Source organism: Paenibacillus taiwanensis DSM 18679 (genome assembly GCF_000425125.1).
In the GTDB taxonomy this organism is placed as follows: domain Bacteria; phylum Bacillota; class Bacilli; order Paenibacillales; family Paenibacillaceae; genus Paenibacillus_B; species Paenibacillus_B taiwanensis.
In genome coordinates, this window is the sequence record NZ_KE384308.1 from 387,038 (window position 1) to 403,207 (window position 16,170).

The 16,170-nt window shown below is 42.9% G+C and carries 13 protein-coding genes; 4 read left to right on the top strand and 9 right to left on the bottom strand.

Translation table 11 applies throughout. The annotated features are described in order from the left end of the window. The first annotated feature begins 18 nt into the window (after positions 1-18). Both H509_RS0120050 and H509_RS26115 read left to right on the top strand, forming a co-directional pair. Complete coding sequence (locus H509_RS0120050; protein WP_028546652.1) at positions 19-1,764, top strand: methyl-accepting chemotaxis protein; 1,746 nt, start codon at positions 19-21, stop codon at positions 1,762-1,764. A gap of 257 nt (positions 1,765-2,021) precedes the next feature. Further along, complete coding sequence (locus H509_RS26115) at positions 2,022-3,122, top strand: GerAB/ArcD/ProY family transporter (protein WP_036698230.1); 1,101 nt, start codon at positions 2,022-2,024, stop codon at positions 3,120-3,122. A 105-nt stretch (positions 3,123-3,227) separates the two neighbouring features. Here H509_RS26115 and H509_RS0120060 read toward each other — a convergent pair whose 3' ends face one another. Continuing rightward, on the bottom strand, positions 3,228-3,848 hold the full coding sequence (locus H509_RS0120060; protein ID WP_036698234.1) for a bifunctional transcriptional activator/DNA repair enzyme AdaA: 621 nt from the start codon (positions 3,846-3,848) through the stop codon (positions 3,228-3,230). Positions 3,849-4,044: 196 nt separating this feature from the next. Here H509_RS0120060 and H509_RS26120 point away from each other — a divergent pair, with 196 nt between their 5' ends. Then, positions 4,045-4,983: an alpha/beta fold hydrolase gene (locus tag H509_RS26120; protein ID WP_051287464.1), complete on the top strand. Its 939-nt coding sequence runs from the start codon at positions 4,045-4,047 to the stop codon at positions 4,981-4,983. 95 nt (positions 4,984-5,078) lie between these two features. Here the strand turns inward: H509_RS26120 and H509_RS0120070 are convergent, their stop codons facing one another. The 3 genes from H509_RS0120070 to H509_RS0120080 form a co-directional block, all read right to left on the bottom strand. After that, complete coding sequence (locus H509_RS0120070) at positions 5,079-5,804, bottom strand: DUF1361 domain-containing protein (RefSeq protein WP_028546654.1); 726 nt, start codon at positions 5,802-5,804, stop codon at positions 5,079-5,081. Between the two features lie 27 nt (positions 5,805-5,831). Next, positions 5,832-6,764, bottom strand: coding sequence for an NAD(P)/FAD-dependent oxidoreductase (locus H509_RS0120075; protein ID WP_028546655.1), 933 nt, complete (start codon positions 6,762-6,764; stop codon positions 5,832-5,834). A 264-nt stretch (positions 6,765-7,028) separates the two neighbouring features. Beyond that, entirely contained in the window at positions 7,029-8,522 is a 1,494-nt protein-coding gene (locus H509_RS0120080) for an alpha/beta hydrolase family protein (protein WP_028546656.1), read from the bottom strand. A gap of 241 nt (positions 8,523-8,763) precedes the next feature. Between H509_RS0120080 and H509_RS26125 the strand changes: the two genes are divergently transcribed. After that, positions 8,764-10,218 (top strand): ABC transporter substrate-binding protein, encoded by a 1,455-nt coding sequence (locus H509_RS26125; RefSeq protein WP_036698237.1) that lies wholly within the window; start codon positions 8,764-8,766, stop codon positions 10,216-10,218. Positions 10,219-10,263: 45 nt separating this feature from the next. Here the strand turns inward: H509_RS26125 and H509_RS0120090 are convergent, their stop codons facing one another. From H509_RS0120090 to H509_RS0120110, 5 genes are all read right to left on the bottom strand, one after another. Then, on the bottom strand, positions 10,264-11,535 hold the full coding sequence (locus H509_RS0120090; protein WP_028546657.1) for a macrolide family glycosyltransferase: 1,272 nt from the start codon (positions 11,533-11,535) through the stop codon (positions 10,264-10,266). 388 nt (positions 11,536-11,923) lie between these two features. After that, positions 11,924-12,931, bottom strand: a complete 1,008-nt coding sequence (locus H509_RS26130; RefSeq protein WP_051287468.1) for a glycosyltransferase family 2 protein — start codon at positions 12,929-12,931, stop codon at positions 11,924-11,926. Positions 12,932-12,992: 61 nt separating this feature from the next. Continuing rightward, complete coding sequence (locus H509_RS0120100) at positions 12,993-13,691, bottom strand: GGDEF domain-containing protein (protein WP_028546658.1); 699 nt, start codon at positions 13,689-13,691, stop codon at positions 12,993-12,995. A gap of 151 nt (positions 13,692-13,842) precedes the next feature. Beyond that, the gene (locus tag H509_RS0120105) at positions 13,843-14,997 is read right to left on the bottom strand and encodes a response regulator (RefSeq protein ID WP_245596202.1); all 1,155 of its coding nucleotides are present in this window, start codon (positions 14,995-14,997) and stop codon (positions 13,843-13,845) included. A gap of 142 nt (positions 14,998-15,139) precedes the next feature. Continuing rightward, positions 15,140-16,129: a quinone oxidoreductase family protein gene (locus H509_RS0120110; RefSeq protein WP_028546660.1), complete on the bottom strand. Its 990-nt coding sequence runs from the start codon at positions 16,127-16,129 to the stop codon at positions 15,140-15,142. Positions 16,130-16,170 lie beyond the last annotated feature (41 nt).

Sequence of the window (16,170 nt, forward strand, 5' to 3'; positions counted from 1 at the left end):
ACGAGGGGTGGATTTTCCATGAAACTGCAATTCAAGACAATAAGATCCAAATTAATTGTATTATGCTTATTTCTGTTAATTGTTCCAACGGTTTTAATCGGGATTACAACCTACCAAACTTCCAAAAACAAGCTGGATGAAGCAGGAAAAAATCAGCTGCAACAAAGCGTCAGAGCTGTCATCGGTATGATCAACTTGATGAATGCTGAAGTAGTTGATGGAAAACTGACTTTGGAGCAAGCTCAAGAGAAAGTTCGCAGAGAGTTGTTAGGTGCTAAAAATGCCAACAATAAACGTCCGATCAAGCTGGAGTACACCGTTGGAAAAACGGGATACCCGTGGGCTGTAAATAAAAATGCAATCTCGGTACTAAATCCGAGTAACGAAGGACAGGACCTAAAGCAATTTAAATCTCAGGACGGTATTCTACTAGGACAAGCTATCATTAAAACGGGTACAGAAGAAGGAGGATTCCTTTCTTATCAATATAAACTTCCGGGTGATACCGATAAAGTTGAAACCAAAATTTCTTATGTGCAGCTAGAACCTAACTGGGGCTGGATTGTTGGCTCCGGTGCTTACGTGTCAGAATTTAATAGCGGTGCACAAGCCGTATTAGAACTAGTGATGTGGATTGGTTCTATTGCCGTTATCGTTGGTGTTCTGGTCGTAGCCTATTTCTCATCCCGTATAGCTAAACCGATTCAGTTAGTCGCGAGTCAATTAAATGTAGTGGCGACGGGCGATTTTACGGTTAAAGAGATACAAAACAAATCTGTTGATGAGGTTGGCAGGTTATCACGTGACTTTAACAATATGGTGAAGCAAATGCGCTTCTTTATTGGCGAAGTCGATTCGTCTACACAGCAGGTTGCGTCCTACTCCAAAGACTTGACAGTAAGTGCAGAGCAGACGTCAAAGGCTACCGAGCAAATTACAATGTCTATTCAAGAGTCTGCTGATGCTGCGGAGGAGCAGCAACAGGCGTTGGAACAAACAACAACAGCACTAGATGAAATTGCGATTGGCATCCAACGTATTGCAGAAAGTTCTTCGACGATCGCGGAATCCTCCGTGGAAACTCGAGATATTGCAAGTCTTGGTGGTGTCGCGATTCAGGACAGCATCAGACAGATGAAATCGATCAGCACGTCCGTTAACGATTCAAATGAAGTCATTCATCGTCTCGAACAGCGTGCTGCGCAAATTGATCAAGTGCTTGCGCTCATTCGGAACATCTCCAGCCAGACAAACCTGCTCGCTTTAAATGCAGGTATTGAAGCCGCACGCGCAGGTGAACATGGACGAGGGTTCGCCGTAGTTGCTGGGGAAGTTCGCAAGTTAGCGGATCAATCTAACCGTTCAACAGATGAGATTTCCAAGCTCATTGAAGAAATGCAAGCAGATATGCAGCTATCTGTGCAAACGATGAATAAGGTCAAGCAAGAAGTAGTCTCTGGCATAGAGATTACGAATGAAACAGATCGCAGATTCCAGGATATTTCTGTTTCTACTATTCGTATATCCGAGCAAATTGAGGAATTAGCAAGTATAACCGAACAAATATCTGCTAGCGTAGAGGAAATTTCGGCAAGTGGTGAGAACGTGACCCATCTAGCTAAGCTGGCTGCCAGCAATACACAAGATATTGCCTCCTCGGCTGAAGAACAGCTTGCCTCTATGGAAGAAGTATCGGGGCTGGCAACGAATTTATCTCATATGTCAGCAGAGTTGCAGCATTTAATCCAGCGATTTAAGTACTAATTGATCATATCGTTAAAGTACGCTTCATTGATTTAACAAAGGTGGTTCAGGATAATTCCTGCCACCTTTTTTTTATTTTGCTAACCTTGTGTTTGCACCACACAGCTATATGTCTTTACTCGCATAGTAATGGAGCAATCTGCACACACTGATATACAATGTTATTTCTAATTCATCCATAAAATGGTCTCCCTTCACATCATGATTCCTGTTTAAATGAATAGCTGAATACAACAAGACTTTAAAGGTGACAATGCATGAAAAAATCCGAGATTACACATAGGCAATTCATTTTGCTCATACACGGCATACAGGTAGGGACAGGTGTGCTTTCCCTTCCTAGAATGCTCGCTGAGGTAGCTGGGACAGATGGGTGGATTTCCATTCTTTTGGGATGGATCATCAATTTAGTGTTAGGTATCATCATAGTGTGGGTGATGTCACAATATCCACAATATACGTTTTCGCAATTAATAACACGTTTATTCGGCAAATTCATCGCGACGTTTGTTATCATTGTACTGTTCTGCCATTTTGCACTCTTTTCCTGGAGTGTCTTTGCCGATGCGATGTTGTACATCAAAGCATGGTTTCTTCCGATGACACAAACCCCAATTATTATGTGCCTGTTTATTACTCCCGCTCTACTAACTGCTAAAAAGAACATACTTGTTGTCGCACGGTATAGTGAATTTGTGTTTTATTTTACGTTGTGGATGCCACTAGTTATGCTCTTTCCGCTGTTAGAGGCACAGTTCGTCCATCTTCTCCCCGTGTTAAAAGAGGGGTGGGTTCCTGTTATAAAAGCGGTAGACAATACGACCGTGGCTTTTATCGGCAATGAAATTATTTTTTTGATTTATCCTTTTCTGAAGTCTAAAGAAACGGCCATACGTGGTGTTATCGCTAGTAATACATTAACGATGTTATTATACTTGTTTGTAACCGTTATCAGTTATGCCTATTTTAGTCCTGATGAAGTCACCCAATATAGCCAGCCTGTACTCAATTTATTAAAAGTTGTTGAATTCCGGTTTTTAGAAAGAATTGATGTTATTTACTTGGCGTTGTATTTGTTTGTTGTATCCACATCATGGGTAAATTATATCTACTCCACAGGAGTATGCGCTTCGCAGCTTGTGAAAAGCAGCAATCATTCGCCATTTGTACTCGTTTTTGGCGTCCTTATTGTTGTGTTGTCTGCCTGGATAGAGCCCTCTTGGCAGCAGTCTAGGCAATGGATGAATTGGTGCAAGTACTCGGGGATAATCGTAGCTTATCTGCTTCCTGTAATATTGATGGTATACATAAAAGCAATCCAGCTTTTTCCTAATAAAACGAACCCCTCCGAAGCGTAACAAGAATTTCGTTCGTCAGCTTTGCGCAAAAACAAAACACTAACACTCTCAAAGCCCGGAAGACATAATATTATTCCGGGCACTGCGACTGACGGGATTTATCCGCTACTTTTCATTTTGTTTGCGATACTCCGTAGGGGTATGTCCTGTTTTCTTTTTGAACAGCGTTATAAAATAAGGGATATTAGGAATACCGGCCAGTCTGGCAACTTCGGATACAGACCTGTCCGTATGCTGCAAATACGCAGCAGCTTTAGTGATTCTTATGTGCTGTGCATATTCGATCGGAGACAGCCCCTTGATTCGTTTAAATGTTCTTTGCAGATGATAAGGACTGCCATGACACATGTCTGCCAATACGGCAAGTGTTAATGTGTCACTGTAGTGAGTCTCGATATATTGTGTAATCTGTTCCACCCACTCTTCGTCGGGTAACCGCTGCCCCGTTGGTTTGCACCGCTTGCATGGCCGGAAGCCGGAGGCTGCTGCTTGCTCAGCATTTTGAAAAATGCAAACATTTTCTTTTCGGGGAGGTCTTGATTTACACGCAGGCCTGCAAAAAATACCCGTGGTCGTCACCGCATAAATAAATTTCCCGTCATATGTGCCATCGTTCGTAATGATCGCTTGCCACTGCTCTTCAGCTAGTTGGGGTAAGCTCATACCCTCCGTTTCTGTATATGTGCGTCCTTTATTTATATGTGACTGCTCTTTTATATTTTTCATCATAACACCTCCAAACACAGTATACCCCCAAACATCACGTCTTGACTGCATGATGGAATGTAAAAGCAAGATAGTAAAATGTGATTCGCTATTTTTTGAAGGACAGAGAAAGTCTTGCTTTCGTCTTATTGTACAGGTATAAATGCGCAAACAACCGATTCACCGATTCTTATTCATGTAGGAGGTTATACAATCCATGATTAAAGCAGTAAAATCGTTGGCAGCGCTCACGATGATATGGTCATTGTTTGCGTTTGGGACAATGGCACAGGCCGCCCCGTGTAACACATCTAACTCTAACACAAACACGTCTCCAGCGAGTATCAAAGCAACACAGAGTGGGTTTCATGGGAAAATAAGTCTAGGAACGTACGGTCTTTATGTTAACCTGATGGGAGAATCACGCGTGGATGTGCCAACCGTTGTCTTTGACAGTGGTAATGGGGATGACTCTTCTATTTGGAGTCAAGTTGCACCCCAAATTTCTAGCTACACACAGACGTTTACTTATGATCGCGTAGGGCTGGGACAATCCGATCTAGCAGCTGGGCTAGATCGCAGCGCTAAAGGTTCTGCGGAACGCCTACACTCTTTATTACATAAGGCACAAGTAAAAGGTCCTTATCTGCTAGTCTCCCATTCCATAGCTGGGCTGTACGCTAGACAATTCCAAGCCTTATATCCCGATGAGGTAGCAGGTATCGTATTTGTAGATTCAAGCTATGAACACATGGAATCTTCCCTCTTCCCTGACCCTGATTTTACAGATGCAGAGCGTCGCAGCATCATGGAGGCCGATTTGTCTAATGGCACAGGGATTCCGATCGAAGGAAACTATAATGATCTGTTAACTTCGTACCAACAAATAGCGACAGCGCGTACACAGGACTCCCTGCGGAATGTGCCTATTTCAGTGCTTACCGGAGGTAATCATGGATACCCATCTCATTTCGGTAGTATGGAACAACGTTGGGCCAGCCTGCAGCAGCAGTTGGCAAGCCTTTCTAACTTCACCACACACCATCTCGATCCTGATCATGGGCACTACCTTCATACACAAAATCCTCAACTGGTCATTCAGCATATTGTAGATTTAATTCAATTGACAACTTCCACCGTAAAACAATCTCATTAACACCAGATTTATAGCCACAATCGCCATAATCTGGAAGGTACTTAGAAGTGTACCTTCCTACGATTATGGCGATGAAAGTTTCATAACCCTGTTATTTATCGAGCAACAGCCAACCTATTAATGAGTAAGTACAACATCACATAAATAATCATATGTACGGTACCACATAGAATAGCAAATTGGATTGACTCCAAATGCAGATCCCTTGTCAGAATCGTCCATAAGTTACTAGGCGCTGTAATCAGATCCCAGCTATTCCAGCGGATGAATCTGCCCAGATAGATGGCGAATCCACTTAACAGCTGCATAAATGCCACCAGCAACCAACTAAGCTGCCGATTCCATACCTTTGCCAGCAACTGCTGCAACACATACATAGACACAAAACTGAGTATTATCGCGATAAACACTCCAATGGCGATTGTATAAAAATTGCTCCATAGCGCCATATCCGAATTAAACAAGAACCGCGGTTGATCCATGTAAGGAACGTAATCCGGATTTTTAATTATAAATTTCTCGCTTTGAATATGAATCATATCCGTCACAACATAAGGGGCATTAGGATAAAACAAAAACCATATCACGGACAACCCACCGATATACACTTTACTAAATAGAGAGGATCGGCTGGCCTTCATCCGGTCTTGACTGCGATACAGCAATATGGACGCATAAAACGGTATAGCAGCCAGCATTACATTCCAGATCATATACCCTTGACCCCCGCGTTCAAATGCAACAATCCAAGTAAAGTATAAAAGAATGATAGCCGTGAACGGAATAACAGCCATTTTAGAATAATATGGTCGCTCCAACATCATAGTTACCTCCTACATACGTGCTGCTTAATGAAGATGCCGCGTATCCCCATTAGCGCTCCTCCAATTCATAATCGTTTTATGAATCCAAATCGCAGCTTGTGCACCTTCTCCCATTGCTATCGTTAACTGTTCAGCATGTGCACAAACATCCCCAGCTGCCCATACGTTTGGGACACTTGTCATTTTGGTACGGGGATCGACCATGATATGTTTATTTTCCAGCCTTTCAATCTTAAGCCGTGAAGCTAACGATGATCGTACCTCGTTACCTCCAAAAGCTATAAATCCGCGCTCCCCTGTGATGACACGTCCATTTGCAAGACATATGCCACTGAACATACCTTCTGCCGCGCATAGTACCTGTTCGATCGGTTCAGCGACTACCTCGATTCGCAACTCCGCTAACCTTGAATGCAATTCTGAACATATGGGTGCCTGCTCATGGTTGACGTATATTATCTTATCAGTCCAGCCCGACAATGTCACCGCCATATATGCCCCCGTATCACCAGAGCCTAGCACAATCGTTCTTTTATTTTTAACTTCATAACCATCACAATCGGGACAAACATACATTGTCGAGCCCAGACAAGATCTCAAATTCGGCAGCTCAGGGAAACGGTCCATTACCCCTGTTGCGAAGAGAATGGTAACCGCTTTAAACAATTCCCTCTCTTTCGTGCGGACAACAAACTGTCCATCTTGACAATCCACCTCTACGACTTCATCTGTTACCCACGACACACCTAGTGACTGTGCTTGTTTACGCCCTATTTCACGCAGCTTGGGCCCTGATATGCCATCAGGCCATCCTAATACGTTCCGATAGGAGCCACAAATTGTTGATCTGCCCACGCCAGCATCAATGACCAGCACGTTATGCGCATACCTGCCAAGTTGTATCGCCGCCTGCGTGCCAGCAATACCACCACCAATAATGACACATTCGTAATCCATTTGATAAACTTCCCTTCTAGCCTCAACTTGCATCCACATGAACACTCATACGACCGGACGGCTACTATAAAGTATTACATGTAGAGTCCATGTTAATCCGTCATATGAACGTGAGCATTTTCGCCTGACAGCAGCAAAACTGGCGTCGGACTTTAGACGCCAGTTTCTCTTTATCGCAGACGCAAACAGCAGCGTTGCCAATTGAATACAATACAAGCTAGAAGGCCTACCTGACTTCACCTACCATACATACAAGTAAGCACCTTACTCTAAAGGAAACTTCACTTCAGGAAATTGCGGACTAGGCCCCTTAATCAACTCTCCACCGATTCCTTTTAGTTGTTTATTAAAGAAATCCAATACATATTGGTTAACGATATTTGCCCCTCGTTCGCCTTTAATGTTTCCCGTCATGCCCATAAACGTCGTAAAGGAAGAGTACAATTGAAGATCTGTAAAATTGTAATGATCCGTGCCCTCCACTACGATCATAGTGCCTCCATGCTGTGCAACTTTGTTGATAATACCGTATTCTTTTTTGACACTTCGAACCATCTTTTCGTATTGCGGCCTTGTCAACTGGATGTCTGCCAACTCATCATCCGATAATGTTTTCGTTTTCAGTTCTTGTTTCTTCGTTAAATATTGTCCCGATTCCATAAACATAAATGGCTTCGTAAAATTGGTTTTGTTGTCTACGTTGTAAAGTGAGCCATCCATATTAATTCCGGCCTTAATGTTCGGGTTGCTGTAATAGGCGTTAAATGCCGTCGCACCTCCAAAGGAATGACCCATTACCCCAATTTTGTTTAAGTCAAATGTCCCCTTCAGAGCGCTTTTAATTTGACCTTCGTTCAGCCGTCCGAGTTGACGAATAATAAATTCAACATCTTTTGTCCACACTTGCCCTACAAGATTGTTTGGCGCATAAAACTGGTCTACTGTAAAATTCGTTTTGCTTCCAGCAATTGTCCCGTCCTTTAACTCAGTTGCTGTTGAACTGTACGTATGATTTGCAGCAACGACAATATATCCTTGGCTGGCAAGGTGTTCAGCTTGCGAAGTATGCAGCATTCGTCCCGTCCCCATACCATGACTAATGAGAATAACAGGATATGGGGTAGAAGATGGCTGTACCTTTGCATTTTCATATGAATTGGTGCGCACATATTTCCAATACTCCAATACAAACCCTGGAAGACCCAACTGCTCGGCATACGCTCTTGCTACCTGTTTAGACCTATTTTTGGAGGATGCTAACAAATACTCTGTCTTCTGCTTTCCTACCTCTGTTGCTGGATACCAGAATTGAACGATTAATTCTCTTTTGTCGCCTTTTCTTTCAGTAAAAATTTCCTCTCGATTCGTATCTGTAAAATGGAACGTTTGTGTACCTACTGCATAAGGGCCATCGGGGGGCGGGAGTTGAAATACAGGCAAATATGCCGAAACTACAGTGCTAAGGCCAATCAAGATTACGAACAGCCCACATCCTACCCACTTCACAGGACTCCAAATGTTAATATCTTTTATTTTAGGGACAAACTTTGCCAACTGAAACAGTAACAGCAGAACGGTAATGACGTACACTGCATAAAGCTGCCATCTATATCCTTCCACAAATAAGTGCAAGGTCAGCACCACAGTGCCAGCACCACTAATTAGAACAACGAAGCGCTGCGGTATCAGTCTCGGTAAACATAAGCATAACAGTAAGGACAAACTGGACAGCACTAACAAGATTTCAAATAGCCTCATCAATTCCTCTCCTTTGTATGCATCACAGCTGACGCTGCTTTTATACGCTTATCATATCTTTCCAGTTAAAGGAGAGCCATTGATTTGAATGACATATAAGTTGTACAACATTGCATTATTGAAAGATTATTTTATGCCATCTTCTTTACAACGCTTCGAATGTAAGATTCTCCCTCTTCGATGCGTATTACATATGAACCATACTCATAATAAATAACTAGAATGGAGCGTTAAAGACATTATGAAGACCAAAAAGATATTTTTATTCATTCTCATGCTGATGTTGGTTGTCCCCCTTTTGTCCGCTTGCGGAGGCGGGACTCCTGACCAAGACAACAAACGTGTGCTCAGAATTGGCGTGATGTCGGGTAATGGTGATGAACAATACATACGACAGAAATACACGGATGTATTTGAATACGCCAATCCAAACCTTACGATTGAGATCGTTCCGGCATTTGACCATATCGAATATCGTTATGTTGATAAAGAAGAACAGAAAAACAGACCTGATGCAGTGGAGGAAATGAAAAAAAAGATGACAGGCAGCAATCCAGTTGACATTGTGTTAATGGACAGCGAAGCGTTCCAAGTATACGCCGGGGAAGGACATTTAAAACAGCTGGATACCTATATAAAAAATGATAAGTTTGATACAAGTGACTTTGTCCCTTCTATTCTGGAACATCTGAAAACGATTGGAAATGGAAATCTGTACGGCTTAACCCCCACTTTTTATACAAGTGCAATATTTTATAATAAAAACCTGTTCAAAGAAGCAGGCGTTCCCTTACCAGAAGACAATATGACGTGGGATGAAGCGTTTGATTTAGCACGTCGTGTCGCAAAGGGAGGCGGAGCTGACCGGAAGTTCGGATTCAGCTTTAGTCCTTACTGGTTCAGCAACTTCTACGATATTTTTAATTATGCTAAGCCGTTACAATTAAGGTTGTATGACGATAAAGCGGAAAAAATGACCGTAAATTCACCTCAGTGGGAAAAAGTATTTGACACTTTCTTAAAGCTAGAGAAAGAACATATTTTTCCTGTTGAACCCGAACAAAACGAAGTTGGTCAATCTTATAACCCTATAGCACGTGATGCATTTTTGTCTGGAAAAGTAGCAATGGTCGTAAATTACTATGATTACATTGCGGAACTGCAAGAGGTTAGCAAACATGCGGGCAATCTTAAAAACTTTAAAATGCCTGACTGGGATGTCGTGACGATGCCCCATCATGTGGAAGCGCCAAACATAAACAGCTGGATGGATGTAAAAACAATATTTGGTATTAACAATCAAGCCCAAAATCCAGATGATGCATGGAATTTTATTCGGTTTATTCATAGTGAGCAATGGTCGAAGTTGCAATCTCGCTCCAGTCGACAGTTAGTAACCCGCAAAACTTACATCAAACCACAGGAAGGCATGAATTATAACATCCAGGCTTTCTACGCGATGAGTCCTGACAATAGCACCGATCCGAAAATTGCCCGCCAGAAACGAAACCTGTGGGTAGTTAACGAAACAGGAAATACATTTTATGAAAAAGCGAAGGAAGGCAAAATGAGCACGGCTAACATGCTGAAGGAATGGGAAGTCACTGGCAACAAATTGTTACAAGCGATTAAAAACAATCCTAATGGTAATATAAACGAGGATGAAACGATACGGAAAGCCATTTATGGAGAATAAACGTCAAAAACAACTGGATCAAATGATCCAGTTGTTTTTTGCTCGTTATCCGTTTAAAACTTTACGGCTGGTTAATTGGCTCCCTTTTGCTGCAACATATTGAACGATATGATCCGCCGCGCGGTCCAGCCCGCCAGTCGCCTCAAATGAACGTGTTACTCGCACGCAATTCTCTTTATAGGAGGGATCGGCGAGTACAGTCTGCACAGCTGTACGAATTTCAGAAGCACTTGGCTCTTGTGTCTTCAAATACAGTCCAACCTCTGCCCTCTCCACCATCATTGCGCCCATAAACTCATCAAAAGCTTGAGGGATGACTACTTGTGGAACATGATAACAAATACTTTCATAAACACTGTTAGTACCTGCGTGGTTCACAAAAATACGCGCTTGCTCAAGCACTGCTAGTTGAGGAACATAGCTCATCACTCTAAAATGGTCGGGAATAACTCCGAGTTCATCTATCCGGATACCCTTGCCGACGGACATAACAACCTGACATTCTATGTCGGAGAAAGCTTCTATACAGTTTCGGTACAGCACATGCAGACGTTCTAGCATGGTGCCAAATGCAACATAGATCAGCGGTCTGCCATCGAGCCAGTCCATTTGGAACGTAACTTCTTCCTGGCGGGAATAAAGACTATATCCCGCAAAAAAGTAGCGCTGATCAAAAGCTTCTGAATGGAGCTGAAACTCGCGCGAGGTGAACAATATATTTAAATCCTCGCGGCTGCAAAACACATCGTTTATGAGGTTTAACGGCTCTGGCAACTTGTATTTATGAGCAAACAGCTTAGCGCTCTTATGTAAATAGTTGCGGAAAGCGTCAGCGGGGTCTTTATGTTTTAACAAGAAGGAATTTTCCTCAGATCTCAAAATCATCTTCATGAAAAAATGGGGGTCCACTTCTGACATCTCATCGATATAAGGAAAGGGGGCTGTAATCGAGACACATGGAATATGAAGCTGTCTACCTAATTCCTTGCCCCAATAGCAAAATACATCGTGAATAATATAGTCTGGCTTTAAACTCCTAATATCATCACCCAGTTGTTCAATAATAGCTTGGCTGCGTTCCAGAATGTAATTCGCAAATATAAAAAACGTATCCAATCGATCTCCGCCGTGCAAGCCAAAGCTTATTAATTGCTCATAACTTCGAAACTGTGCTCCTACTGCTTCGATTCGAGGGCGGAACAAGTCACTAGAATAGTAAATGACCTCCTCCCCTCTCTGAATCAATTTATCAATGAGCCCTAGTGAAACGTTAACATGCCCATGCAGATCTACACTGAAATACACCATTTTAGCCATAAAGCACCACCTTTTTAGCTGAACTTGACCTTGATTATACGAAAACACACACAACTGACGGCATGACTAGAAGTGGAGGTATACAATCTTCATGTTGGGAAAGTTAGACATGGAAAACAACAGTAGGAGGAATTCGAAGTGACTGGAAGAAGACCTACGCTTCTCCAACTATTATAAGGGCGATCTAACCATTGGTAAACTTTTCTTTTTTAACACCCTTCATAATAGGAGCAACTGCCGCTATCATGGAGCTGCCATTATTCGAAATGTGTGCTTGCCGTTGAGAATTAAACTCGATTGCTTTGGCTTATGATCCACAACAAAGCCTACCCTTATTTGAACAGGATAGGCTTGCACGATAGTTTGATTATGCTGTAGGGGCTAACAGCTACCGTCTCCCGACTTTGACCGGTACAGACGCCAACCGATCATCCCCTTGATGACGAGAATGCCCAGAGTCTAAAGCTGAGTCAAAATTAATTTCATCCTGCACAATGTATAACGGCCTGTCTTTGCTCTCGTCGTAGATTCGTGCGATATATTCGCCTATAATACCTAGCGATAACAGTTGAACGCCACTAAATAACGTAATCGCAACCATAATGGAAGTCCAACCTGCTTCTGTAGGAAAACCGAGAATCTTAGCGCACACAGAGTACACCAGCACAACAAAAGCCAATAGAACAGCAAAAAAGCCCATTTTCATAATATATCTTAACGGTTTGGAGGAAAACGACACGATGCCATCTGAGGCAAATTTAATCATCTTTTTAAACGGATATTTGGTTACACCCGCAAATCTTTCATGTCGATCATACTCCACATAGGATTGCTTGAAGCCGACCCAACTGATCATACCGCGAATAAATCTATTTTTCTCAGACATACGGTTAAATACATACGCCACTTTACGGTCAATTAAGCGGAAGTCACCCGTGTCTCTAGGAATATCCACATCCGACATGTAATGGAGAAATTTGTAGAAATACTTGGCGGTGATCAGTTTAAACCAGGTTTCACCTTCACGTCTTTTCCTCTTACCATAAACGATGTCATACCCCTCTTCCCATTTGGCTAACATCTGGTGGATCACTTCAGGGGGATCTTGCAAATCAGCATCAATAATGACGATTGCGTCGCCGCAAGCTCTGTTAATCCCCGCGCTAACTGCCGCCTGATGGCCAAAGTTTCTTGCGAAATCAATAATTTTGACGGTATTGTCTTGCTTTGCAATTTGTAACAAGATGTCTAACGTACGATCCTTACTGCCATCGTTAATAAAAATGAGCTCATAGCTGTAATTGGTTTGCTCCGCTACCGCTTTTAGCTGATCGTAACATTGCTCGATTACCTCTTCCTCAAAATAAGCGGGTATAACGATAGATAGCTGTTTCACTTGCAAGTACACTCCTTTAAAGATAGCTTATTCGTTGGCGTATCGATTTTCAGGCCTGCACTCAGGCCCGTCTTATTTTGGCACCGCTTTTGTAAGTTATAGCGATTTCATTTGAATTACTCTGCTTCTGTCGTTTACTCCATATCATCTGCTTATCAGCAAGCTCCGCCAAATCTTCTAACCGCTTCCCCTGGCAGGGATAAACAGACGTCCCTACGGTTACCGTTAGCGGAATCGGTGCCTGCTGGTTTCGTGTTACTGACTTCATGCTAGATTGAATCTCTTCATAAATAGCTGCAATCTCTTGATGTTGCTTACATGGCACCATTACTACAAATTCATCCCCGCCCCAACGTACAACCGCTTTTCCTGGACGATCGATCCGCTGCAAGCAAGCTGCAACAAAACGAAGCACAGCATCGCCGACACTGTGTCCAAAATTATCGTTAATTAGTTTAAAACGATCCACATCAATAAAATAGATTGCTACCATATGATTGCCTGGTGTCATCCGCTTTGTTAGATTTCGATACAGGCTGACCGCTGCGTTTCGATTAAAAACGTTAGTTAACGAGTCAATTTGTATTTCAAACCGTAATTTGTCAATATATTTCCCTACATACCATGAGCTTGTGATCCATACGCTAGTAGCAATCAAGATCCACATCGATATGGGTCCAAACCGAAATAAATACATATGGAGCATGGCTGCCATACCAATAGATATCAGACTAAAGATGATTCGTCCTGTATGTTTCATTGTCCTGCTCACTCCTACCACTCTATATATTTATCATTATATGGAAGGAGACTGAACATTTTCTGAAACATCATGTTCGTTGCAGTTGGCAACTGCTTGCAAACATGACAAAAAGGCTGCTCTAATTAGAGCAGCCAGACTATCGTCCCTATTACATCCTGGTAACAAAGGATTCATACCAATGCTGAATATTCGGGCTTGGTTTCAAGCCCAGTTCATTCCTTAAATTTGAAGTTAGTTTGTCAAATAATTTTTTGACTTCATAGGTATTGCCAAGTTCAGCTTGCAGCTTCATCGCTTCAAACCAAATTTCTTCATTGTACGGATATTTCTCTACCATGAGTAAGTACACTTGTAAAGCCTCAACCTGCTGCAGTTGCTCTCTGTGACAAAAGGCAACTTGCTGCGCACGGATAAGCCATAATGTTCTTAGCCGTTCACGTTCGCTTTCCGCCCAAATATAATCGTATTCCCCTAAATAATCACCACGATATTGGGCTAATAGTCGATGCTGTTGGTTCAGATTATGCGGTGCAACTGGCAGTGTCATGTTGAGATCCTGCTCCCACGCCTCTACATCCAACGAGACTGTATTTGTCTCCAATCGATATCCACTGTCTGCATACTTAATATGTACGTCTACCCCTTTAAGTTTTAACACTCTACGAATCTGGTAGATCGTCGTATGCAGCAAATTGGAAGCTTTGTCTGGCTCGCAATCCGACCACATCCACTCTAATATCGATTCCTTTCGCACCGTTTGACCACGATGATGAAGTAAATAAGCAAACAATTCCTGCGCCTTTACGGTCCGCCACTGAAAAGAATGGCTCCGCCCATCATCGTCACACAAATGAAGGCTGTGCATGCAGCAAAGCTGAAAATTGTGGCTAGACTTCGTAGCAGCCGCAGCCTTCATCAGTTGGTCGCTAGACCGCTGGAGCGTTACGGCTATTCGGCTGCGCTGTACAGGTTTAAGCAAATAGTCCATCGCGTTAAGCTCAAAAGCCTGAATCGCATATTCACTATAAGCGGTTACGAACACGATACGGATATGTGGCTGCTTTTCCATTAGCCGTTCGGCAAGCACCATCCCATTGATTTCAGGCATTTCAATATCGAGAAAAACTAGATCTATATGTTCGTTACTCGCCAGTTTAAGCGCTTCCCTCGGATCGTTAAACAGGCCCACAATTTCGACATTCGTGAACTCCTTTAAATGGTGACTCATGCTTCGCAAAGCCAGCTTCTCATCATCTACGATCATGATTTTCATTATGATGTTGGCGCTCCCTTCATTGCTCATCCCAGTTATGTATAACCAACATTATAGGAGAACGAAAGCACAAGAGCATTATTTTTTTTGTAATTGAGGCTGAAAATGAGGCCTACTGTTTCCCATTTCACACATACCCAACCCTAACACCGAATGCACTTAGTTATTTATTTTATTTTATTCGTAATCCAATGTTGCCAAACTGTTCGCTGTTTTTCATTCGTTGAAACGCTTGAACCGTCTCTTCCAAGGGATACATCCGATCAATTACAGGTCTAATCGAGTGCTGTTCCATATAACGCAGCATGGCTGTAAATTCTTCATGACTACCCATAGAAGTTCCGATTATACTTATCTGTGGAAAAAAAAGGGCTCGTATCGGGAATTGGACAACGTCTCCAGAGCTTGCCCCGAACGTTACAATACGTCCATTTGACTTCACTACGTCAAAATATATTGAAAATGTAGCTGGACCGATACTGTCAATAACCAAGTCTACTTGTTGCCCGTGGAGTGCTTCGTTCCAATTCGCTTGACTGTCTAAGGCCTGATCAGCTCCATGTTTGAGCGCCATCTCACGCTTATATTCACTTCTTGAAGTTACCGTTACCTGCGCCCCCGCAGCTTTAGCCATCAACAGCGCATACGTAGCAACGCCACTGCCGATACCAGGAATAAGCACATGCTGCCCTGGTTTGAGCTGCCCTCGTGTAAATAGAGCACGATACGCTGTTAAGGCTGCTAAAGGAAGAACACCTGCTTCCTCCCAAGTCAAATAAGCAGGCTTCGCTACGGCTTGTTGCGCTGGAACAACCACATACTCGGCAAAAGTTCCGTTCGATGGACTGCCTAAAATGATAGGCAGTTCCGGAACTTCCTCTGCAACAGGCCAGTTCAGGGTTGGATTTATGATGACGTCTTGACCTATGCTGCCCCGATCCCCCCCTTCTCCTACTTCGACGATGGTGCCCGCTCCGTCCGACCCCAAAATTAGTGGCGTGTCTTGCTCCGTCCGTGCTTTCATCAAAAATAAATCCCGATGATTTAATCCTGCTGTCCGCAGCTGTATTAGCACTTCTTCAGGTCCAGGTTGTACCCGCTCTACATGTTTGTAACTCAGCCCAGCAAGTTCTGCGTTTCCAAAATGAACCATAGCCTGCATTTGATCTCCCCCTATTTGTATCTTTCTAGGAAATAGCTTAC